The organism is Streptomyces sp. Xyl84 (genome assembly GCF_059731885.1).
Map to the genome: position 1 here is coordinate 6,126,953 of NZ_AP029182.1, position 22,067 is coordinate 6,149,019.

The window sequence follows — 22,067 nt, forward strand, 5'->3', positions numbered from 1 at the left end:
GTCCGCCGTGCCTCCCCGGCGGCCGGTGCGGGAGCGGCCACGGCCCCCGCCTCCCGCCGGGGCGGGGCCGCCGGTCAGGACGGCTCGGCCACGGCCGCCTCCGTCACGGCGGCCTCCACGGCCTCCAAGGGCTCCAGGGACTCCACCGCCCCCGAGGGGACCGCCTTCGCGGACTTCACCGCCTCCAAGGGCCCGTCCGCCTCCAAGGGTTCGTCCGCCCCCAGGACCTCCTCCGCTTCCTCCGCCTTCGCGGATTTCGTCACCTTCACCGCCGTCTTCCCGGGCGGCGCGGGGTCCGGGACCGTCTCGCCGTCCGCCGGCGTCGTCTTCGGCGGCAGCAGTTCCTCCACCGCCCGGCGCAGCACGTCGTTCGTGGAGTCGTCGTACGGGTCGGGGGTGGCCGGCACCTGGAGCCGGTGCACCGCCCCCGTGCCCAGCCGCGCGTACCCGCGGCCCGGCGGGACGACGGAGAGCGGTGTGGTGTGCGGCGGCGCGCCGAGCACGGCCTTCACCTGCTCCGCCGTGGCGGGGCCGAGCACCACGCGCGCGCGGGTGTGCTGCCGCAGGGCGTCGCTCAGCGCCTCCGCGCAGTCGAACTGCTCGGCGACCACGACGGTGACGTTGACCGCCCGGCCGTGCCGCAACGGCACCTGGAGCAGCGCCTGCGGGTCCTCGCGGCCGTCCGCGGCGGCCAGGTGCGTGAACGCGGTCGGCCGGTCGAGCAGCAGCCACAGCGGGCGCTTGGTGTCCTCCGGCGGCGGGTGGCCCACCTGACGTGCCCGGTTGACGGCGATGAGCCGGCGCTCGGTCTCGGTGGCCGCCCACTCCAGGCTCGTACGCACCCCGGCCAGCCCGCACTCGACCGCGAGGACGCCGTCCCGGCCGGTCAGGCAGGCGTACTCGCCGGTGCCGCCGCCGTCCACGATCACGACGTCGCCGTGCTGGAGCGCCTGGAGGGCGAGGGAGCGCAGCAGCGTGGAGGTGCCGCTGCCCGGCTGCCCGAGGGCGAGCAGGTGGGGCTCGGTGGAGCGCAGTCCGGTGCGCCAGACGACCGGCGGCACGTCGTGCTGCTCCTCACCGTAGGTGAGCGGCAGGGTGCGCTGGACCTCGCTCGGGTCGGTGAAGCCGAGCACCGTCTCGCCCGGTGCGGTGACGAACCGCTGGGCGGCGATGCCGGTGGGCAGCGGGGCCAGCGCGGTGACGGCGAGTTCGTTGCCCTCCTCGTCCCAGACGAAGAGGTACTCCCGGCCGCGGCCGGCCTTGGCGGTCAGCAGGTGCTCGATCCGCGCGCGTGCCTCGGGCTCGCCGTCGGTGAAGTACGCGGGGTAGCGGATCAGCAGATGGCAGACGCGCCCGGAGTCGTCGAAGGCGTAGGAGGGGAAGGCCTTTTCCCACTCGCCGCCGTGCGCGTACAGCGGGGAGGGGTCCTCGGCGGCGGAGAAGTACGGGACCAGGGCCTCGTACAGCGCGCTCAGTCGCTGGTTGCGCGGCTCGTCGCTGTCCACGGTCTCGGGCGGGGTGCGGTCCCGGCCGTGCCAGGCGGCCGCCCCCGTCACCACCACGGCGGCCAGCAGCGGACCGTAGGGCACCAGCGCCACCACCAGGATCACCGAGGCCACCAGGAACAGCAGCGGTCCCCGCCGGTCCTTGGGGGTCTGGACCCATCTGCGCCGGCCGGCGGCGGCCAGCCGGCGCAGACCGCGGGCGATGGTGATCAGCGGGTGCAGGACGTCCGTGGCGCTGTCGGCCGCGGTCCGGGCCAGCTCCCGGCTCCGGGCCAGCTGAGCGCCGCCTGTGCTCAGGATGCGGGGGAGGGGGCGCCGGGCCACTGCTGCCTCCTGGGAGTGCTCAGGGGCGGCGGGGGCGCCCCCTGGACGGAGCTTGTCGGAGTCCTCGGGGAGGGGGACGTCAGAACCTCATGCCGCCGAGCAGGCTGGCCAGGCTCTCGCCGCCGGCTCTGATGCTCGGCGCGATCGCGGTGCTCGCGAGGTAGAAGCCGAACATGGTCGACACGCACGCGTGGGAGGGCTTCAGTCCGTCCTTGCGGAAGAAGATGAAGCCGATGACGCCGAACAGGACGACGCCTGAAATGGAGAGGATCATGTGAGATCTCCTGGTGTCGAAGGGGGACGGTCACCCTGAGTCCTTCCAGGATCACAGCATGTATCTGTATGACAAAAGGTGCAACTGGGTGAAATGCCACGTATCGCTCTCCGGGGACGGAGTCCGCGCCGACGGCGGCCGGGCGTCCCTGTCGCATACGGCCCGGCCCGTGCTGATCTTCACCTCCGGCGCGTCGGGTTCCGCCCCGGCCGAGCCAGTACCCTGGCGATTCACCCGTACGGCCGACCCACGCTCCGGCCGTACGCTTGCTCCCCGCAGTCCCCGGCAGAGCCGTGCGGCTTCCGCCGGTGCCTGCGCGGGCCCCAGCGGTACCCACAGTCCCCGAAGTCGCAGTGAGCAGTGAGAGGCGGTCCGGCCGATGAGTGATGCCCCCGACCCCGAGGTCGTGGAGCTGGCGACCAAGATCTTCGATCTGGCCCGGCAGGGGCGGACCGAGGCGCTCGTGGCGTACGTCGACGCGGGCGTACCCGCCGACCTCACCAACGACCGTGGCGACTCCCTCGTGATGCTCGCCGCCTACCACGGCCACGCCGACGCGGTCCGCGCCCTGCTGGCCCGCGGCGCCCAGGCCGACCGCGTCAACGACCGCGGCCAGACGCCCCTCGCGGGAGCGGTTTTCAAGGGCGAGCAGCAGGTGATCGAAGCCCTCCTGGAGGGCGGCGCGGACCCCACCGCGGGCACGCCCTCGGCCCTGGACACGGCCAGGATGTTCGGCCGTACGGAGCTGCTGCGCCTGTTCGGAGAGCAGTGAACGCACGGGCCGTGAGCATCTGAAACGGCCCGTTGACCAGTCATGACACGGAATACGGGGGAGGCGGTACGGGGCCGCCGGAAATTTCGGTCGCGGCAGCGCAGGCGCCGGGTCATCATGACGTCGTGATTCACGGACGCGATGGCTGGGCAGGTGTTGCCGCACCGCGCGGGCCGTGATGCGGTCCGCATGGGCCACCGACGAGAGGCAGAGGAAGATGGTCTACAGCAAGCAAGAGACGGCGGGCGCCCCGACGTGTTGTCACGCGGCCAGGTAGTGCGCGTTCCCCGGTTGCGTCGACGCTTGATGTGAGGCTGTTTCCCATGTTCGATCCGGTCATAGCGCCCAGCGGCACGCTGCTCGGCCTGCTCCAGCGGGGCCGCGGCGACGGCACTCTGCACGCGCTCACCGCCCCCCGCGCCGAGGCGCTCGCGGCACTGAACCACTGTGTGCTGCACGACCCCCGCCACGACTGGCAGGTGGAGAACCGCTCCCTGTACTACGCCCGGCTCCTGCTCGACCTGCACGCCGAGCTGGACGCGATCGAGGCGCACCTCTTCGACCCCGAGGACGCCGTCGACACCGACGAGTCCCGCACCGGACTCGCCCTCGCCGTCCTCGGGCACCTGGCCTCCTACGGCCGCCGCGACGCGCTCGCCCTGCTGCGCCGGTACGCCGCCACCGGCGCCAACTGGAGCTGGGCACTGGACGAGCTGGCGCTGCGCGACGACGACGCGGGCCTGCGCGCCCTGGCCGCGCCCGTCCTCGCCCGCTTCGCCACCGACGCCGAGGGCGAGGCCGAGCTGGCCGCCACCGTCCGCGACGCCTTCGAGCCCCGGCCCTGGCGGCTGTGGGCCGAGGATCCGCGTCCGTCGATCGCCTCCCGCGTGCGTGCCGCGCACGAGACGGGCTGTTTCGACCGCTGGCAGCGGCAGATGCGCCCGTCCGGGCCCCGGCCGGGCTGGAGCGTGCGGGCCGTGTTCGAGTGGGCCCAGCAGGGTGTCGAACGAGGCGCGGCCCTCCATGTCCCGGCCGCCCGCTGTCTGGCCGCCGTGGCGGGTCCCGAGGACCGGCCGGAGATCCTCACGGCCGCCCGCGGGGGCACCGACGGCGCCCGGTGCACCGCCCTGCGCTATCTCGCCGACGGCAACGACCCGCACACCCTGGACCTGATCGAGGCGGCCGTCTCCGACGGCTCGGCCGCCGTGGTCGAGGCGGCCGTCGACGCCTTCGAACGCATGCGCAGCGTCGCCGCCGTCGACCGGGCACGCGCCTGGGCCGGCCGTCCCGATCCGCTGGGCGCCGCCGCCGGACGCATGCTCGCCTGCCGGGGCGGGGCCGGCGACCGCGACCTGGTCCTGTCCGCCCTGCGGGAGGCGGTCCGGGGCGAAGGGCCCGACGCGCCCACCCTGTGGACCCTCGTGGACGGCGCCGGACGACTGGGCATCGCCTGTGCCGCACCCGTCCTGCGGCACATCTACCGCGAGACCGCCTCCTCCCATCTGCGCGGTCGCGCCGCCCGCGCACTGGCCGCGACCGACCCCTCCTTCCCCGCCGGGTTCGCCGTCGAATGCCTGTGGGACTGCGAGGAGAGCACCCGCGAAGTGGCCGCCCGGCACGCCGAGACCGCCGACCAGCGCGTCGTGGAGCAACTGCGCCGGCTCGCCGCCGACCCGGCCGAGGAGGACGAGGTGCAGACGGCCGTACGCAGCCGGATCGAGCCCGACATCCCCACGGGGTGAGGGAGGGGGCGGCCCTTCGCCGCCCGTGCCGTCCGCCCCGCGCGAGGCGGGCGACGCTGTCCCCGGGGCCCGCGGACTGCTCGTCCACTGAGCCGTGCGAGGCGCAGAGGAGGACCGAGGATCGTTGAACGATCCCGCGATACCTCTATTGTCTTGTCCTCTTGTCTGCGGTTGAATTCCGGGCATGGCAGAGCAGTTGACGTCGCTGGCGGACGACCGGGTGCTGCTGGGGCGCACCAGCACCGCCGAGCGCGTCTCGGACATCCTCAGAAGCCGGATCGCCGAAGGCTACTTCCCGCCCGGCACCCGGCTGTCGGAGGACAGCATCGGCGGCGCGCTCGGAGTCTCCCGCAACACCCTGCGCGAGGCGTTCCGGCTGCTCACGCACGAGCGGCTGCTCGTCCACGAGCTGAACCGCGGCGTCTTCGTACGCGTCCTGGCCGTCGAGGACGTCGAGGACATCTACCGCACCCGCCGCCTCGTCGAATGCGCCGTCGTACGCGGCCTGGGGGAGCCGCCGTACGCGCTCGACGGTGTCGCCGCGGCCGTCGAGGAGGGCCGGCGGGCCGCGCTCGAAGCCGACTGGAAGACGCTGGGCACCGCCAACATCCACTTCCACCGGGAACTGGTCGCGCTCGCCGGCAGCGAGCGCACCGACGAGCTGATGCGCAGCGTCTTCGCCGAACTGCGCCTGGCCTTCCACGTCGTGGACGACCCGCGGCGGCTGCACGAGCCCTACCTCACCCGCAACCAGGAGCTCCTCCGGATCCTCCGCAGCGGCGACCGGCACCGGGCGGAGAAGCAACTCGCCGTCTACCTCGACGACTCGCTGGAGAAGGTGGTCGAGGTGTACCGGCGGCGGGTCGGCGAGGGCGTGTAGCGCTCCGCTCGCACCGGCCCGCGCGGCGGCGGCGTGAACGGGCGCGTCCCGGTGCGCCGGCGCCGGGAGGCGGGCGCCCGCCCCGGTCCGCCGGCGGCGGGGAGCGGGCGTCCTGCCCCGGTCCAGGGGGTGCGTCTGCGCCGTTTGGGTCGTTGTCGGACCGAGGACCTAGTCTGTGCACCGTGACTTCGCCTGCATCGACGGACAGCGTTCCGCCCCAGTTCAGCGCGGGGCCGCGCCCCGCGCCGGGCCCGGCCGCCGACGAGGGACTGGCGCGGCGGCTGCGCGCGCTCGCGTGCACCGCCCCGCTGCACGACCTGGACGCGCGCAAGGCGAACCTCGCCGGCGAGTACTCGGTGTACGGCATGGCGGAGGTCGCGCTCGCCGCCATCGACCTGGTCACGCTCAACATGGACTTCGACACCGGCGCCGACCACGACCAGATCGTGGCCCGGCTCGTCCCGCGCGTCGCCGCCCAGGCCCCCCGGCGCCCCGCCGCCGAGCACGAGCGCGTCGCCCGCTGGGTCCTGGAGAACCTGATCAACGTGGGCAGTGCGGACCGCGGCTTCCGCGCGGTGTACGGCACGTTCGCGCCCGACGGCACCTATGTGCGCCGCGACTACGACTTCAAGCTGATCGAGGAGGTGCCCGGCCCCGGCGGCAGCGTCTACCTGCGCACCACCGACGAGGCGGTCAACGTCCTCGTGGGCGCCCTGGACACCGACGTCACCAGCGCCCAGATCGCCGCCGAGGTCAAGCTGGAGGTGCTCATCAGCCGCGGCCGGCTCGCCGACGCGCAGCTCGCCGCCGAGCAGGCCCGCTACCGGACCGTGCAGTACTCGGAGACCCTGCGCAGGGCGCTGGACGCCACCCGGCGCAACGTCCGCGCGGTGGACTGGCTCAGCGCCGTACCCGACATGATCGCCGAGGCACTGGACCACGTCGCCGACCGCTACCGGCACGAGAACGCGATCCTGACCAACATCCGCAAGGCCCGCGACGAGACCGAGGAACCCGAGCACAAGCGGCGCGCCGCCGAGCTGGTCGACATCGTCAAGGACTGCATCCGCCGGCACACCCAGCTCCAGTCCCGGCTGCTGGAGGCCGGCCCCCTCTTCCGCGCCGAACAGGACCGGCAGGCCTTCGCCACCCCCACCGCCACCTCCGGCACCGACCTCTACGGCCACCTGCTCGCCCCCACCCTGCCGCTGCCGCTGGAGAGCGCGATCCGGGTCACCGACGCCTTCTTCGCCCACGGGACCGGGCTGCGCACCCCCGTCTCCGTCCGGGTCTGCGACCTCGTCGACATCCTGCTCACACCGCCCGTGGAGCGGGAGCACCTGGGCGCCGAGATGCCCGAACCCGACCTGATCGCCACACCGGACGACAGCCGGTTCAGCGAGGAGCAGCTGGCGGCCGCCATGGAGCTTCTGGACCTGCCCGCCGATGCACCGCGCCGGCTGTCCGGGCTGCTCGCGGAGGCTCGCCGCACGGACGCGGACCTCCCGTACCTGGTGGCGCTGCTCGCCGTGCACGCGGCCAGCCCGCCGGTCGGCACCGCCTACCGGCAGGGCGAGGAGAAGCTGCTCTTCGCCGTGGACGACGGCACGGAGCTGGACGACCCGGAGTTCGGCGGCGCCGACCTGATCGTCGGCACCGCGCTGCTGGACGCGGCGGGGATGGCGGCGGACCGGACGGAAGCAGCATGAGTGAGCGAGAGCGCGACAAGGAGCCCCAGCCGTGAGTGAGCACGTCGAGTGGAGCGAGGCGGACGGCCCCGCCCCGTCCGCGGCCGGCGCCGTCACCCCCGCCGACGCCGCCGACGCGGCCCGGCTCGTCGCCTTCGGCCTGCAGCCCCGGCTGCAGCCCGCGCGGGACCAGGAGTACGCCGACCTGCTGCGCCGCCACCGCGAGGACCCGGCGTTCGCCCGCCTCGCGGACGCCGTGGCCGCCGGCCTCGGACTGGTCGTCCTGGAGGTGTCCCCGCGCGCGGGCATGGCGGTGACCGCCGCCGAGGACTCCGTGTTCGCCGTCCGCATGGGCGACTACGCCCGGCGCACCGCCGCCGACTCCGGCGACCGCTTCCTGCACGGCCTCGCCCACCTCGCCGTGGCCGCCCTCGCCTTCCCGCGCCCCGAGGACCTGGCCGACGACGGCTACATCGGCCGCGTCACGGTCAACGGCGTCGACGCCTTCGTCCGCCAGGCCTGCCGGCGCCTGGAGGAACGCGCCGAGGAACAGGGCGAGAACACCGACCCGGCCACGGACGCCCCCGGCCTGGAGGCCGCCTGGCGGATCTGGGCCCGGCGCAGCGCGACCGGCGCCACCAAGGACGCCCGCCGTCCGGCCGCCTCCACCACCGGCATCGTCGCCAAGGCCCTGGCGTTCCTCACCGACTCCGGGTTCCTGCAGCGCACCGGCGACGAGAGCGGCGGCACCTACCGCACCACGGCCCGCTACCAGCTCCAGGTGCGCGACATGGCGGGCGGCGCCGCCATGGCCGAACTGCTCGACCTGGGCATCGTCCCCGTCACCGACGGCACGGCGAGCCTGCTGCCCGCCGAGGACACCGACGACCTGGAACTGGTGGCCGACGCCGGACTGCCCTTCCACAGCCCCGCCCAGCGCTGAAAGTCCGCGCCCAACCCCCGCACCGCATCTCCCGAACCGCCAGAAAACTGACGAGAGTCCGCCATGTACGAGCTGTCCCGGGTCCGCCTCTACTCCATCGGTCCTGCCGGTGCGCGCTACGCCGACACCGTGCTCGACCTCCGGGGTGTGGGCGAGCCGGTGCCCGACCCCGCGCCCACCCAGGCGGAGTTCTTCGAGGAGGAGCCGGCCGGCCCGCCGCGCCGGCCCGCACCCGCGGGCGTGCTCTTCCTGGAGAACGGCGGCGGCAAGTCGGTCCTGCTCAAACTGATCTTCTCCGTGATGCTGCCCGGCCACCGCAACACCCTGGGCGGCGCCAGCTCCGGCGTGCTGCGCAAGTTCCTGCTCGCCGACGACTGCGGGCACGTGGCCCTGGAGTGGCAGCACGTGCAGACCGGCGAGTGCGTCGTCGTCGGCAAGGTCAGCGAGTGGCGCGGACGGCAGGTCTCCAGCGACCCGCGCAAGTTCGCCGAGGCCTGGTACTCCTTCCGGCCCGGCCCCGGACTCACCCTGGACAACCTCCCCGTCGCCGAGGCCACCTCCGTGCGCCCGGCCGCCGAGGGCACCTCCGGCGCGCAGGGCCGGCGCCGCACCATGAAGGGCTTCCGGGACGCCCTCACCGAGGCGGGCAAGGCCTACCCGCACCTGGAGGTGCACTGGGAGGAGATCCACGACCGGTGGATCGAGCACCTCGGCGACCTCGGGCTCGACCCCGAACTCTTCCGCTACCAGCGGGAGATGAACGCCGATGAGGGCGAGGCCGCCGGCCTCTTCGCGGTGAAGAAGGACTCCGACTTCACCGATCTGCTGCTGCGCGCCGTCACCGACACCCGCGACACCGACGGACTCGCCGACCTGGTCAGCGGCTTCGGCAGCAAACTGGGCCGGCGCGCCGAACTGATCGCCGAACGGGACTTCACCGCCGGCTCGGTGGACCTGCTCGGCCGGATCGTCGAGGCCGCCGAGGCCCGCACCCGCGCGCGTGACATCCACGCCGGAGCCGAACGCCGCACCCGGACCCTCGCACGGCGGCTGTCCGCACGGGCGGCGCAGGAGCGGGTACGGGCCGCCGACCTCGCCCAGCGCGTCACCGCCGCCGCCTACGCCGTGACCCACTCCGAGGGCGCCCGCGAGCGCAGCGCCCTGATCGCCGCCGAACTCGCCTACCGGCACGCGTCGCTGGCCCTGGCCGCCGCCGAGAAGTCCGCCGCCGCGCAGAAACGAGAACTGGCCGACGCCCGCACCCTGTACTCCGCCTGGCAGGCCGCCGAGTCCGTGCTGCGCCACCGCGCCGCCGCCGACCGCGTCTCCCGCGTCTCCGCCGCCATCCAGGAGGCCGAACGGGACGCGGCCCCCGCGCTCGCCGCCCGCGCCCGGGCCGCCGTGGACCTCGTACGGGCCCTGCACGCGGCGGCGAGCAGCGCCGAAGCGCTCGCCAACGAGGGCGAGGAGCGCTCCGCACAGCTCCAGGAAGCGGGCGAGACGGCCCACCGGGACGCGACCGCCGCCGCCACCGAGGCGCAGCGCGCCCGCAGCGAGGCCGGCCACCTGCGCCAGCGGCTCGCCGAGGTCGAGCAGGAGACCGCCGAGGCCGTCCGCGCCGGCTGGCTCGACGACAGCGCCCCCGACGCCGACCCGGCCCGCGCCGCCCTGGCCGCCAGCGACGCCGAGAAGACGGCCGTCGCCGCCTGGGACGAAGCCCGCGAGGCCTCCCGCAGGGCCGCGGAACACGCACGCGAGACCGCCTCGGCGGAGTCCCGCGCGGAACTCACCGCGGCCCGCGCGGCCGACGCGGCGACGGCGGCGGAGCGGGCCTACGAAGCCGAACGGCGCACCGCCGAGGCGCTGGCGGCCGAGCAGCGGCTCGCGGAGCTGCTGAGCCTGCCGGCCGCCCCCGCGGCCGGGCGGCCCGGCGTGCCGGGCCCGCGCACGGGCTCCGAGGACCCGGCGGGCCCGGGGCGCACACCGGCGTCCGCACCGGCCGCACCCGCCGACGGCCCGCGCCGCCCCGCCGGCACACCCCTGACCGCCGAGGACCTGGACCGCTTCGCCGACGAACTGCGCGCGCTCCTGGACGACGCGGTCTCCTCCGCCGAACGGCACCTGTTCGAACTGCGCACGGCCGCGGCCGACGACTCCCGGATCCTCGGCGCCCTCGGCGACGGCGGACTGCTGCCGCCCGGCCCCGACGTGCTGGCCACCGTCGAGTTCCTCGGCGAACACGGCATCCCCGCCCTGCCCGGCTGGCGCTACCTCGCCCAGGCCGTCGACCCCGCCGACCACGCGCGCGTACTGGCCGCCCGGCCCGAACTCGTCGACGGCGTGATCATCACCGACCCGGACACGCACGCCCGCGCCCGGGACGCCCTGGCCGACGCGGCGCTGCTGCCCCGCTCCGCCGTGGCCGTCGGGACCGCGGCGGCCCTGCTCGCCCCCACCGCGGCCACGGACGCCGCGGCCACCGGCGTCTTCCTGGTCCCGCCGAACCCGGCCATGCACGACGAGCACGCCGCCGACGAGGAACGGCAGGCGCTGCGCGCGCGGGCGACCGAACGCGACGAGGAGATCCGCCGCCTCGCCGCCCGGCTCGGCAAGGACCGCGAGCTGACCGCCCGGCTCGCCTCCTGGCGCACCGGCTGCCCGGCCGGACGGCTCGCCGAACTGGCCCGGAGCGCCCAGGACACCCGCGCGTTCGCCGAGGAGGCCGAGGCCGAGCTGGCCGAGGCGCGGACCGCCCGCGCCCAGGCCGAGGAAGCCGCCGCCGAGGCCGCCCAGGTACGCGACGAACGGCAGGAGACCGCGCAGAAGGCCCGGCGCGCCGCCGACGCCCTGGCCGGACTCGCCTTCCGGCTGCGCGAGCGCGCCGGCTGGCAGGCCAGACTGCGCGAACTGGCCGACGAGGCGGCCGAGTCGGAGGCCCGCGCCCAGACCTGCCTGGAGCGTGCCCGGGCCGCCGACGAGGACCGGCGCGCCGCCCAGCGCGCCGCCGACGACGCCCGCCGCACCACCCGCGCGCTGCGCGCCGAGCGCTCCGAGATCGCCGGCGCCCCCGACGACGTGCCCGAGGCCGAGGAGGAGGAGCCCAAGGCGTCCCTGCCCGCCCTCCGCGAGGCCTACCGGGCGGCCTCCCAGGTCTACGAGAAGGTCGGCGTGGGCGCCGACCTGCGCGCCGAACAGGCCCGCGCGGAGAGCGACGAGAGCGCCGCCCGCGCCGAACTGGACCGCCTCAGCAACAAGGTCCGCACCCGCGCGGAGCAGCTCCTCGCCTCACCCGACGGCTCCGACGGCCCGTCCCGGCAGGCCGCCGCGGCCCGCGCCGAAGAGCTGGTGCAGCTCCTGGAGACCCGGATGTCCACCGCGAGCGAGCAGCTCGGCCGGCTGCGCGGCGAGGCCGAACGGCTCGCACCCGAGGACGCCGAGGCCCACACCGAACTGCCCGGCGAACTGCTCCCGCGCGACGCCGAGCACGCCCAGGCCCTGCTGCGCACCGCCACCGCCGAACTCACCTCGCGCACCGAGGCGCTGGCCCGGGCGCGCGAAGCCCACGGCGAGCTGCTGGACGCCCACCGCGCCGCCGAGGACGCGGCGGGCGGCTTCGACGAGATCGCCGCCATGCTCCGCGACCTGCTGCGCGAACCCACCGGTGAGGAGGAACAGGAGGAGACCGAGCCGTACCCCGGCAGCCCGGAGGCCGCCCGGCAGGCGGCGGCCGAGGCCCGCCGGTCGCTGCGCGGCTGCGCCGCCGACCTGTCCGCCGCCGAATCCGCCGTGCGCGAGGCGAGCGACGTCCTCGTCCGGCACGCCAACTCCACCCGCTACGAGCAGGTGCGCACCCCCGCCCGGCAGCAGATCCGCGAACTGCCCGCCTCCGCCCTGCCCGAGCATGCCCGCAAGTGGGCCGAGGCCTTCGCACCCCGGCTCCGCGTCCTCACCGACGAGCTGGCCCAGCTGGAACGCAACCGCGACTCGATCGTGGACCGCCTGCGCGGCCTGGTGGAGTCGGCGCTCGCCACCCTCCGCTCCGCCCAGCGCCTGTCCCGCCTGCCCGAAGGGCTCGGCGAGTGGTCGGGGCAGGAGTTCCTGCGCATCCGCTTCGAGGAACCCGACCAGGCCACCCTCACCGAACGCCTCGGCGAGGTCGTCGACGAGGCCACCCGTGCCGCCGTGAAGAAGAACTCCGACCTGCGCCGTGACGGCATGTCCCTGCTGCTGCGCGGGGTGGCCGCCGCGCTCCAGCCCAAGGGCGTCGCCGTGGAGATCCTCAAGCCGGACGCCGTGCTGCGCGCCGAGCGCGTGCCCGTCGGGCAGATGGGCGACGTCTTCTCGGGCGGCCAGCTGCTCACCGCCGCCATCGCCCTGTACTGCACGATGGCGGCCCTGCGCTCCAACGACCGGGGCCGCGACAAGCACCGCCACGCGGGCACCCTGTTCCTGGACAACCCCATCGGCCGCGCCAACGCCACCTACCTGCTGGAGCTGCAGCGCGCCGTCTCCGACGCGCTCGGCGTCCAGCTCCTCTACACCACCGGCCTGTTCGACACGACCGCGCTGGCGGAGTTCCCGCTGGTCATCCGGCTGCGCAACGACGCCGACCTGCGGGCCGGGCTGAAGTACATCAGCGTGGAGGAACATCTGCGGCCCGGCCTGCCGCAGCAGGCCCCGGCCGAGGAGACCGTGCACAGCGAGATCACGGCCACACGGATGTTCCGCCGCCCGGCGTGACGGAAGCCGTTCGCCGGACGGAGGGCGGGAACCCGCGAGCGCAGCTCTTAGAGCTGCGAACAAAAGTGGGCCCGGCGGCCGGCGCCCGGCACGCACGCTCGCGGCGTTGCCGGAAGGCCCTGGTAGCTCCGCTGCAAGGATTTTCCGGCGCCTTGCGAGCGCACGCGCCGGACGCCGCGAGCTGATCGGACTCCGATTCTGTTCGCAGCTCTTTCGCAGCTCTAAGGGTGCGACAACCGCCCCGCGCCGCCCTGTCGGCGTATTCGCTCCTGCGTGCGCTCCGCCGTCCGCTGCTCCCGCCGGGCCCGGCGCCGCTCGCGCCGCAGGGCGCGCGCGGTGCTGCTCGGCGCGGAGACGACGCCATGGCGCTGGTTCCAGACCTGGCGGGTCACCCAGACGTCGAGCACCGCCCAGGTGGCGACGACCGTGCTCCCCACACTGCTGAGGACCATGGGGAAGGCCAGCCAGGACCCGGCCAGGGTGCACAGGAACGCCACCACGGCCTGGATGAGCGTCACGGCGATGACCAGCACCGCCCGCACCGCCGCCTCGCGCACCGGATCCGGCATTCTGCGCCGCCGCGCGGGCTCCTCGACCCACAGCGGTTTGTGGAGGGGCTGTCCCACCGCGTCGCCCCCCTCCGCCGGGTACGCCCGCCCGCCCGCGCCCCGCCGGTCGCTCCCGGTCCCCGGAATGTCGTGATCCCGTGCCCCGTGATCCCGTGCCCCGGGCACGGTCCGCCCCGCCACCCGCGCCGTACCGCTGCCGACGGCCCTCTCGCGCCGCCCCGTCGCGTCCATCAACCCGTCACTCCCCACCGCCGGCAGGCCGCTCGCCCCGGTGTCCGTAGAACCGGCTCCCCATTGGCTGCCCGGCTTGCGCTGTCTTACGCCGCCCGGTGCGGGACGCGGCTCCAGTGGCCGATTCCGCCTCCTGCCCCATGGAACAGGACGAACGGCACTTCGTGAAGATTCCCGGCAGACGCATGATCTCGGCCAACCGGCCGACGAGCCCGTCCTGTTCCGGCCGGTCCGTCACCCCGGTGTCGCGGGCGCCATCTCCCGCCATGCCCGGACAACTCCCCATCTCTGCGCGCGGGTGCGGACGTTCGCCCTCCGGCCGCCCCTTCGAGTTACCTGTGTGTCGGTAGTAGGCTCGCGCCGTTTGTTGACGTACACGTGTACCCCCTGACGGAGGGGGCGAGCTGGGGGAGGCCATGCGCTTTCGCGGGAAGTCCATCCGCAGGAAGATCGTGGCGCTCCTTCTCGTGCCGCTGCTGTCCCTGACGGCCGTGTGGGCCTTCGCCACCGTGATCACGGGACGGCAGGCCGCACGGCTGTTCAACTCGTCCTCCGTGGTGGAGAAGATCGCCTACCCCACCGAGGACACCGTCCGCGTCCTGCAGCAGGAGCGCCGGCAGACGCTCGTCCACCTCGCCGACCCCCGCGCCTCGGACGCCCTGGCCGCCCTGCGGCGCAGCCGGACCGCCACCGACCGGGCCGTCCTGGACCTCCGCCGCAACGCGAGCGACGGCGACGTCCGCCACGCGCTGGGCACCGGCGGCGAGGGACGGCTGACCGCCGTGCTGGACGCCCTGGACGGGCTCGACTCCCTGCGCCGCAGCGTCGAGGAGGGCACCGTCCGCCGCGCCCAGGCACTCGATCTCTACAACCGCCTGGTCGACCCCTGTTACGGCCTGCTCGCCGGCCTCCGTGTCATCGACGACGTCGAACTCGACAAGCAGTACCGCGCCCTCGTCAACCTCTCCCGGGCTCGTGAACTCCTCTCCCGGGAGGACGCGCTGCTCGGCTCCTCCCTGGTCGTCGGCACGCTCACCCGCGACGAGAGCCGCGCCGTCTCCGCACTCGTGGCCCAGCGGTCCCTGCTGTACGACGTGAACCTGCCGCTGCTGCCCGCCGCCGAACGCAGCCGCTACCAGCGCTTCTGGGCGAACGCGGCGTCCGCTCCGCTGCGGGTGGCCGAGCAGGCCGCCGTCTCGACCGCGCCCGGCACGCCGCGCGGCGTCACCGCGAAGAGCTGGGACGGCGCCGCCGCCAACGGTCTCGACGACCTCGGCACCCTCCAGGACCGTGCCGAGGACCGCTTCCAGGACCGGACCGACCCGGTCGCCATGCACGTCATCCTGCGGGCGGCCGTCGTCGGCATCCTCGGGCTGCTGGCCCTGCTGGTCTCCCTCGTCCTGTCCGTGCGCATCGGGCGCGGACTCGTCCGCGACCTACGGCAGCTCCGCCTGGAGGCCCACGAGGCGTCCGGGGTCCGCCTGCCCAGCGTGATGCGCCGCCTGTCGGCCGGCGAGCAGGTCGACGTGGAGACCGAGGCGCCGCGCCTGGAGTACGACAAGAACGAGATCGGCGAGGTCGGCCAGGCCCTCAACACCCTGCAACGGGCCGCCGTCGAGGCAGCCGTGAAACAGGCCGAACTCCGCGCCGGTGTCTCGGAGGTGTTCGTCAACCTCGCCCGCCGCAGCCAGGTCCTGCTGCACAAGCAGCTCACCCTCCTCGACGCCATGGAGCGCCGGACGGAGGACACCGAGGAACTCGCCGACCTGTTCCGCCTGGACCACCTCACCACGCGGATGCGCCGGCACGCCGAGGGACTGGTGATCCTCTCCGGTGCGGCTCCGTCCCGGCAGTGGCGCAGACCCGTCCAGCTGATGGACGTCGTCCGCGCCGCCGTCGCGGAGGTCGAGGACTACGAACGCATCGAGGTCCGCAGGCTTCCCCGGGTCGCCCTCACCGGACCCGCCGTCGCCGACCTGACCCACCTCGTCGCCGAACTCCTGGAGAACGCCACGGTGTTCTCGCCGCCGCACACCGCGGTGCAGGTGGTCGGCGAACGGGTCGCCAACGGGTTCACCCTGGAGATCCACGACCGGGGTCTGGGCATGGCCGCCGAGACCCTGCTGGACGCCAACCTGCGGCTCGCCGAGACCCCCGAGTTCGAACTGTCGGACACCGACCGGCTCGGCCTGTTCGTGATCAGCCGGCTCGCCCAGCGGCAGAACGTCCGCGTCTCGCTCCAGCCGTCCCCGTACGGCGGCACCACCGCGGTGGTCTTCATCCCGGACGCGCTGCTGACCGAGGACGTCCCCGACACCAACGGGGTCGGGTTCCGCCTCGACCGGCCCGCCGCGAAGGCCGAACGGGAGGAGGGCCGCAGGAACGCCCTCTCCCAGACGCCCGTACCGCTTCCCGGCCTGCCGGTCTCGCTGCTGGACGGGCCGGTGGAACTGGAGGCGCCGGTCGGTCCGGACGCCGTCGGGGAGTTCGAGGAGTTCCCCGGCGCCCTCGGCGAGGAGGACAGTGAACGCGGCGGCCTGTTCCGCTCCCGCCCGCCGTCCCGGCCGCAGACGAACGAGGCGGACCCGCGCCACCCCGCCGGGTCCCGGCCGGGCCCCGGGCCGCGCAGCGCCCCCGACCGTCCCGGCGGCGACGAGGACCCGGCCGGCCCGGTCCCGCTCACCCGGCGCAGGACGCCGAAGCTGGTCAGCTCCCACGGACGTCCGGTCACCGAAGCGCGGGCGCGGCGCGAGGGCGCGGACCGGCAGGACGGCGGGCGGGCCGCCCGCCCCGCGGCCGAGCCCGCGACGCAGCTGCCGGCCCGCCGGCGCGGCGGCACACCGCCGGAGCAGCCCCCGGCGGCCCTCCCGCAGCGCACCCGCAGGCCCGTCACCGCGCGCGACACCCCCGGTGCCCCGGCCTCCGGGAAGCCCGCCGCGGCGCCCGGCGACCCGGCCGCGGCGCCCGGCGCCGGCGGTCCGGGCGAGCCCGGTGCCGCGCCCGCGCCCGAGGGGCCCGCGACCGCACTGGACGGGTCCGCGCCCGCCCACGACGGGCCCGCCACCGCACCCGGCGAGCCCGCCGCCGACGCCGGGGCACTGCCCCGCCGCGTCCGGCAGGCGAGCCTCGCCCCGCAGCTCAAGCGCACTCCCCGGCGGCGCCCCGGGACCGGGGACGATCCGGACGAACGGGACGCCGACGAGGTACGCAGCCGTATGGCCTCGCTCCAGCGCGGCTGGCGGCGCGGGCGCGAGGAGAACGCCGTGGGCGACGACGCCGACGGCAGCACAGCACAAGGAACGACTAAGGGGGACGGTCGATGACCGCACCGAAGACGACCGGCCACACCACCACCGGCAAGAAGGAACTGAACTGGCTCCTGGACGACCTCGTGGACCGGGTCGCGACCATCCGCAAGGCCGTCGTGCTCTCCGGGGACGGCCTGCCGACCGGAGTGTCCAAGGACCTGACCCGGGAGGACGGCGAACACCTGGCAGCCGTGGCCTCCGGTTTCCACAGCCTCGCCAAGGGCGTGGGCCGGCACTTCGAGGCGGGCAGCGTCCGGCAGACGGTCGTCGAACTGGACGACGCCTTCCTGTTCGTGACCGCCGCCGGTGACGGCAGCTGTCTCGCCGTCCTCGCCGACGCCGAGTCCGACATCGGACAGGTCGCCTACGAGATGACCCTGCTGGTCAAGCGGGTCGGAGTGCATCTGGGCGCCGCACCCCGCACCGACCTGCCCGCCGGCGGGTAGTGGGATGGCATGAACGGAGACGGTCAGGCAGCAAGCCACTGGTTCGACGACGAGGCCGGACCGGTGGTCCGCCCGTACGCCATGACGCGGGGCCGTACCAGCCACGCGGCCCAGCACCGGCTCGATCTGATCGCGGTCGTCGTCACCGAACCGCACGTGGACGATCCGGAGGCGGACCACTCGCTCTCCCCGGAACACGTGGACATCGTCGAGCTGTGCCGCGAGACCCCTCAGTCGGTCGCCGAACTGGCCGCGGAACTCGATCTGCCCATCGGTGTGGTGCGCGTCCTCATCGGGGATCTCGTGGACGAGGAGTACGTCCACGTGAGCCGCCCGGTGCCCCCGGCCGAACTGCCGGACGAGAGCGTTCTGCGTGACGTGATCAGCGGACTGCGCGCGCTGTGAGCACCGTCGGCACCCGTCACGGCGAAGCCGCGGCCGGCCGCCGTCGCGGCCGCCGCCGCTGAGCGACCCTCATCAAGCAGGAGAAGGAAAAGATGATCTTCGGGCGTACCCAGCGCGGCAAGCCCCCGGTCGAGCCCATCACGCTCAAGATCCTGGTGGCCGGCGGCTTCGGCGTGGGCAAGACGACGTTCGTCGGCGCGGTCAGCGAGATCAGGCCGCTGCGCACCGAGGAAATGCTCACCGAGGCGGGCCGGCCGGTCGACGACCTGAGCGGTGTGGAGGGCAAGCGCACCACGACCGTCGCCATGGACTTCGGCCGTATCACCCTGCGCGAGGACCTGGTGCTGTACCTGTTCGGGACGCCCGGTCAGGAGCGGTTCTGGTTCATGTGGGACGAGCTGTCGGAGGGCGCGCTCGGCGCGGTCGTCCTGGTCGACACGCGCCGCCTGGAGGACTGCTTCGCCGCCGTCGACTACTTCGAGCGGCGTTCGATCCCCTTCGTGGTCGGCGTCAACTGCTTCGAGGGGGCCGCCCGCCACCCGGCCGAGGCCGTCCGCCGGGCCCTCGACCTCGACGACGGCGTCCCGGTCCTGCTGTGCGACGCCCGGGACCGCGAATCGGTCAAGGAGATCCTCGTCGGGGTCGTCCAGCACGCGAGGGCGTACGGCGCGGCCCACCGCGGGGCCGTCACCGGCTGACCTGGCCCGGTGCGGGCCGCCCTCCCGGCCGCCCCGCCGGGTCGTGCCCGCCCGGTCCCGGCAGGACGCGTCACCGAGCCCGGGGCCCGGCTACGCCTCGCCGTCCTCCAGCCAGCCGAAGCTCTTCTCCACCGCCTTGCGCCAGTTGTGGTACTCGCGGTCACGGACCGAGTCCTCCATGGAGGGCGTCCACTCGGCGTCCTTGCGCCAGTGCGACTTGAGTTCGTCCAGGTCGTTCCACACCCCCGTGGCGAGTCCGGCCGCGTAGGCGGCGCCCAGGCAGGTCGTCTCGGAGACCTCGGGCCGGATCACCGGCACGCCGAGCACGTCCGCCTGGTGCTGCATCAGGAGGTTGTTCTTCGTCATCCCGCCGTCGACCTTGAGGGTCGTGAGCCGGACCCCGGAGTCCTGGTACATCGCGTCCACCACCTCGCGCGTCTGCCAACTGGTCGCCTCCAGGACGGCGCGGGCCAGATGAGCCTTGGTGACGTAGCGGGTCAGTCCGGTGACCACACCGCGCGCGTCCGAACGCCAGTACGGAGCGAAGAGGCCGGAGAACGCCGGCACGATGTAGGCGCCGCCGTTGTCCTCGACGGCGGCGGCCAGCGGCTCGATCTCGTCCGCCGTGCGGATGATGCCCAGCTGGTCGCGGAACCACTGCACCAGCGCACCCGTGATCGCGATGGCCCCCTCCAGGCAGTACACCGGTGCCTCGTCGCCGATCTTGTAGCCCATGGTGGTGAGCAGGCCGCTCCTGGACGGTACGGGCCGGTTGCCCGTGTTGAGCAGCAGGAAGCTGCCGGTGCCGTACGTGTTCTTGGCGTCGCCCACGTCGTAGCACGCCTGTCCGAACACCGCGGCCTGCTGGTCGCCCAGGGCCGAGGCGACCGGTACTCCGGCGAGCTGGCCCACGGCGGTGCCGTACACCTCGGAGGAGGACCGGATCTGAGGCAGTATCCCCTCGGGGACGTTCATGGCCGCCAGGATGGACGGCTCCCACTGGAGGGTCTCCAGGTTCATCAGCATCGTCCGGCCCGCGTTGGTGACGTCCGTGACGTGCTGCCCGCCCTCCGTGCCGCCGGTGAGGTTCCAGATGAGCCAGGAGTCGATGGTGCCGAAGGCGATCTCCCCGCGCTCGGCACGGTCGCGCAGACCGGGGACGTTGTCCAGCAGCCAGGCGGCCTTCGGGCCGGAGAAGTAGCTGGCGAGCGGCAGACCGGTCTGCTCGCGGAACCGGTCCTGCCCCTGCTCGCCGCCCAGCTCGTTGCAGAGTGCCGCGGTGCGGGTGTCCTGCCACACGATCGCGTTGTGCACGGGCTTGCCGGTCGCGCGGTCCCACAGGACGGTCGTCTCGCGCTGGTTGGTGATGCCGAGCGCGCTGAGCTGCCCGGCGCGCAGCCCGGCCTTGGCCAGCGCGCCCGCGACCACCGCCTGCACCTTCGACCAGATCTCGGTGGCGTCGTGCTCCACCCAGCCCGGCTTGGGGAAGATCTGGCGGTGCTCGCGCTGATCCACGGCGACGATGCCGCCGCCCCGGTCGAAGACGATGCAGCGGCTCGAGGTGGTGCCCTGGTCGATTGCGGCCACGTACTTCTCGGCGTTGTCCGTCATGGCTACCCCTTGGTGGCGAGGGTCGGACGGCGGCGCCGTGTACGGCGCCCGCGCAGGCCCCCGGCTCGGCGGAACCGTGCGCGGGCCCGCGCCGCGGGTCCGGTGGATCGCGGGGCCGCCTCCCCGGGGCGGAGAGGCGGCAGGACCGGGACCGCTGTGGCCCCTGTGTTCTCACTGGTATCAGTTTGTCCCAGATGGTGCGCAAACGGCTCGGGATGGACACCCGGCCGCCGGGCACGGGAAGTGTTCACCGGTGCACGGAGAGCGTCAAGGTGCCGGCGGGGGAGGCCCGGGCCGCAGCCCCGCCCCCGCCACACCCGACGGCGGCCCGGGTGCGGGCTTCCCCCGGCGGGGCCCGTCCCGATAGATGTAGGAGACATGACACGACTGCCAAGGCTCCTCCGCGGTGTGATCACCGCCGTCGCCGCCCTGCTCACCGTGACCACCGCCGCCACCACGGCCCGCGCGGTCCCCGAACCCCGGGCGCCCGAGGACTTCGTGGCCCTCAGCACCGTGGACCCGACGATCCTCCAGGAGATCCGCTACTTCACCCCGCACGACTTCGTCGGCGCGCGCGTCGACGGCTACCGGCAGCCGATGTGCATCCTCACCCGTCCCGCGGCCCAGGCCCTCCACCGGGCTCAGCAGGAGCTGCTGCGCAAGGGCTACACCCTCAAGGTGTACGACTGCTACCGGCCGCAGCGCGCCGTCGACCACTTCGTCCGCTGGGCCCGCGACCTCGACGACCAGACCATGAAGGGCGAGTTCTATCCGCACGTCGACAAGACCCGGCTCTTCGACGACGGCTACATCGCGGCCCGGTCCGGCCACAGCCGGGGCTCGACCATGGACCTCACCATCGTCCGGCTCCCGGTCCGGCCGACGCGCCCCTACGTCCCCGGCCAGGCCCTGGTGCCCTGCTACGCCCCGCAGGACCAGCGCTTCCCGGACAACTCCGTCGACATGGGAACCGGCTTCGACTGCTTCGACACGCTCGCCCACACGCTCGACCCGAGGATCCAGGGCCCGCAGCGGGCCAACCGGCTGCTGCTCAAGAACACCCTGGAGAACCTCGGTTTCGTGAACCTCGCCGAGGAGTGGTGGCACTTCACCTACCAGCCCGAGCCCTACCCGGACACCTACTTCGACTTCCCCGTCTCCCGGGCGTCGCTCACCGGCAGGCCCTGAGCCGGGTCCGGGCAGGCCTCCAGCGACCCGGTTCCGCGCAGGCCCGGCGCCGGCGGTCCTGCGCGGGACCGGACGCACCCGGACCCGGACCTGCGCGTTACCGGACGCACGCGGATCCGGGTCGCTGAGCGGTATCGGCGCAAGACGACCACCCGTTGATCGGATACAGTCCGCGCGTGTCCGAAAACCAGCATCCGACTGTCAACTCCGTGCCGAACTCGCACTGTTCGAGCTGCGGAGCGCCCTACGGAGAGGGCATCTCCGGCTGGCCCCGCACCTGCCCGGCCTGCGGGACGGTGGCCTACCGCAACCCGCTGCCGGTCGCGGTGGCCCTCCAGCCCGTCTACGACCCGAAGGGCACCGCCCTGGTCGTGATCGACCGCACCATCGCGCCCGCGCGCGGGGGCACGGCCCTGCCGGGCGGCTACATCGACGACGGCGAGGACTGGCGCCAGGCCGTCGTGCGCGAACTCAAGGAGGAGACGGGCATCGAGGCCGCCGCCCGCGACGTCCGGCTCATCGACGCCATGAGCGCGCCCGACGGCCATCTGCTGCTCTTCGGGCTGCTCCCGGAGCGCCCCGCCGAAGGGCTGCCGCAGTCCGCCGCCACCCCCGAGACGGACGGCTGGCACCTGCTGCGCAGGCCCGAGGAACTGGCCTTCCCGCTGCACACGCTGGCCGCCCGGGCCTGGTTCGAGGGCCGCTACGTCTGAGCCGCCGGGCGGCCCCGCCCCGGCCGTCCG

General features: G+C 74.3%; 16 protein-coding genes. 12 read left to right on the top strand and 4 right to left on the bottom strand.

Annotated elements, in window-relative coordinates:
* Positions 1-74: 74 nt before the first annotated feature.
* Positions 75-1,829 carry a hypothetical protein gene (locus AC6I72_RS26665; RefSeq protein WP_498003670.1) on the bottom strand — a complete coding sequence of 585 codons (1,755 nt, stop codon included), beginning with the start codon at positions 1,827-1,829 and terminating at the stop codon, positions 75-77.
* Between the two features lie 79 nt (positions 1,830-1,908).
* Positions 1,909-2,103, bottom strand: a complete 195-nt coding sequence (locus AC6I72_RS26670; protein ID WP_498003671.1) for a hypothetical protein — start codon at positions 2,101-2,103, stop codon at positions 1,909-1,911.
* Between the two features lie 379 nt (positions 2,104-2,482).
* On the opposite strand from AC6I72_RS26670, the gene AC6I72_RS26675 reads away from it, so the two are divergent.
* The 6 genes from AC6I72_RS26675 (at position 2,483) to AC6I72_RS26700 (ending at position 12,868) form a co-directional block, all read left to right on the top strand.
* The gene (locus AC6I72_RS26675) at positions 2,483-2,875 is read left to right on the top strand and encodes an ankyrin repeat domain-containing protein (RefSeq protein WP_037859898.1); all 393 of its coding nucleotides are present in this window, start codon (positions 2,483-2,485) and stop codon (positions 2,873-2,875) included.
* Between the two features lie 323 nt (positions 2,876-3,198).
* Positions 3,199-4,617 (top strand): HEAT repeat domain-containing protein, encoded by a 1,419-nt coding sequence (locus AC6I72_RS26680; RefSeq protein WP_498003672.1) that lies wholly within the window; start codon positions 3,199-3,201, stop codon positions 4,615-4,617.
* A 184-nt stretch (positions 4,618-4,801) separates the two neighbouring features.
* Positions 4,802-5,497, top strand: a complete 696-nt coding sequence (locus AC6I72_RS26685; protein WP_498003673.1) for a GntR family transcriptional regulator — start codon at positions 4,802-4,804, stop codon at positions 5,495-5,497.
* A gap of 182 nt (positions 5,498-5,679) precedes the next feature.
* Positions 5,680-7,206, top strand: a complete 1,527-nt coding sequence (locus AC6I72_RS26690; RefSeq protein ID WP_498003674.1) for a hypothetical protein — start codon at positions 5,680-5,682, stop codon at positions 7,204-7,206.
* 31 nt (positions 7,207-7,237) lie between these two features.
* Positions 7,238-8,128, top strand: a complete 891-nt coding sequence (locus AC6I72_RS26695) for a hypothetical protein (RefSeq protein ID WP_498003675.1) — start codon at positions 7,238-7,240, stop codon at positions 8,126-8,128.
* Positions 8,129-8,191: 63 nt separating this feature from the next.
* Positions 8,192-12,868, top strand: a complete 4,677-nt coding sequence (locus tag AC6I72_RS26700) for a hypothetical protein (RefSeq protein ID WP_498003676.1) — start codon at positions 8,192-8,194, stop codon at positions 12,866-12,868.
* A 221-nt stretch (positions 12,869-13,089) separates the two neighbouring features.
* On the opposite strand, the gene AC6I72_RS26705 is transcribed toward AC6I72_RS26700, so the two are convergent.
* Entirely contained in the window at positions 13,090-13,668 is a 579-nt protein-coding gene (locus AC6I72_RS26705) for a hypothetical protein (RefSeq protein ID WP_498003677.1), read from the bottom strand.
* A 416-nt stretch (positions 13,669-14,084) separates the two neighbouring features.
* Here AC6I72_RS26705 and AC6I72_RS26710 point away from each other — a divergent pair, with 416 nt between their 5' ends.
* From AC6I72_RS26710 to AC6I72_RS26725, 4 genes are all read left to right on the top strand, one after another.
* Positions 14,085-16,991, top strand: coding sequence for a nitrate- and nitrite sensing domain-containing protein (locus AC6I72_RS26710; RefSeq protein WP_498003678.1), 2,907 nt, complete (start codon positions 14,085-14,087; stop codon positions 16,989-16,991).
* Positions 16,988-17,422, top strand: a complete 435-nt coding sequence (locus tag AC6I72_RS26715) for a roadblock/LC7 domain-containing protein (RefSeq protein ID WP_037859883.1) — start codon at positions 16,988-16,990, stop codon at positions 17,420-17,422. Before AC6I72_RS26710 ends, AC6I72_RS26715 begins: the two co-directional genes overlap by 4 nt.
* Positions 17,423-17,431: 9 nt before the next feature.
* Complete coding sequence (locus tag AC6I72_RS26720) at positions 17,432-17,827, top strand: DUF742 domain-containing protein (RefSeq protein ID WP_498003679.1); 396 nt, start codon at positions 17,432-17,434, stop codon at positions 17,825-17,827.
* A 92-nt stretch (positions 17,828-17,919) separates the two neighbouring features.
* Positions 17,920-18,525 (top strand): GTP-binding protein, encoded by a 606-nt coding sequence (locus AC6I72_RS26725; RefSeq protein ID WP_498003680.1) that lies wholly within the window; start codon positions 17,920-17,922, stop codon positions 18,523-18,525.
* A gap of 90 nt (positions 18,526-18,615) precedes the next feature.
* On the opposite strand, the gene glpK is transcribed toward AC6I72_RS26725, so the two are convergent.
* Complete coding sequence (gene glpK, locus AC6I72_RS26730; protein ID WP_498003681.1) at positions 18,616-20,136, bottom strand: glycerol kinase GlpK; 1,521 nt, start codon at positions 20,134-20,136, stop codon at positions 18,616-18,618.
* A 378-nt stretch (positions 20,137-20,514) separates the two neighbouring features.
* Between glpK and AC6I72_RS26735 the strand changes: the two genes are divergently transcribed.
* Both AC6I72_RS26735 and AC6I72_RS26740 read left to right on the top strand, forming a co-directional pair.
* Positions 20,515-21,324 carry a M15 family metallopeptidase gene (locus AC6I72_RS26735; protein ID WP_498003682.1) on the top strand — a complete coding sequence of 270 codons (810 nt, stop codon included), beginning with the start codon at positions 20,515-20,517 and terminating at the stop codon, positions 21,322-21,324.
* Between the two features lie 176 nt (positions 21,325-21,500).
* Complete coding sequence (locus tag AC6I72_RS26740; RefSeq protein WP_498003683.1) at positions 21,501-22,037, top strand: NUDIX domain-containing protein; 537 nt, start codon at positions 21,501-21,503, stop codon at positions 22,035-22,037.
* Positions 22,038-22,067: the final 30 nt, after the last annotated feature.

Excerpts from the sequence above, each read along its gene's own strand:
- AC6I72_RS26715 (WP_037859883.1), top strand. The coding sequence starts at position 16,988 with ATGACCGCACCGAAGACGACCGGCCACACCACCACCGGCAAGAAGGAA.
- AC6I72_RS26725 (WP_498003680.1), top strand. The coding sequence starts at position 17,920 with ATGATCTTCGGGCGTACCCAGCGCGGCAAGCCCCCGGTCGAGCCCATC.
- AC6I72_RS26675 (WP_037859898.1), top strand. The coding sequence starts at position 2,483 with ATGAGTGATGCCCCCGACCCCGAGGTCGTGGAGCTGGCGACCAAGATC.
- AC6I72_RS26700 (WP_498003676.1), top strand. The coding sequence starts at position 8,192 with ATGTACGAGCTGTCCCGGGTCCGCCTCTACTCCATCGGTCCTGCCGGT.
- AC6I72_RS26685 (WP_498003673.1), top strand. The coding sequence starts at position 4,802 with ATGGCAGAGCAGTTGACGTCGCTGGCGGACGACCGGGTGCTGCTGGGG.
- AC6I72_RS26670 (WP_498003671.1), bottom strand. The coding sequence starts at position 2,103 with ATGATCCTCTCCATTTCAGGCGTCGTCCTGTTCGGCGTCATCGGCTTC.
- AC6I72_RS26710 (WP_498003678.1), top strand. The coding sequence starts at position 14,085 with ATGCGCTTTCGCGGGAAGTCCATCCGCAGGAAGATCGTGGCGCTCCTT.
- AC6I72_RS26735 (WP_498003682.1), top strand. The coding sequence starts at position 20,515 with ATGACACGACTGCCAAGGCTCCTCCGCGGTGTGATCACCGCCGTCGCC.
- AC6I72_RS26720 (WP_498003679.1), top strand. The coding sequence starts at position 17,432 with ATGAACGGAGACGGTCAGGCAGCAAGCCACTGGTTCGACGACGAGGCC.
- AC6I72_RS26705 (WP_498003677.1), bottom strand. The coding sequence starts at position 13,668 with ATGGACGCGACGGGGCGGCGCGAGAGGGCCGTCGGCAGCGGTACGGCG.
- glpK (WP_498003681.1), bottom strand. The coding sequence starts at position 20,136 with ATGACGGACAACGCCGAGAAGTACGTGGCCGCAATCGACCAGGGCACC.
- AC6I72_RS26680 (WP_498003672.1), top strand. The coding sequence starts at position 3,199 with ATGTTCGATCCGGTCATAGCGCCCAGCGGCACGCTGCTCGGCCTGCTC.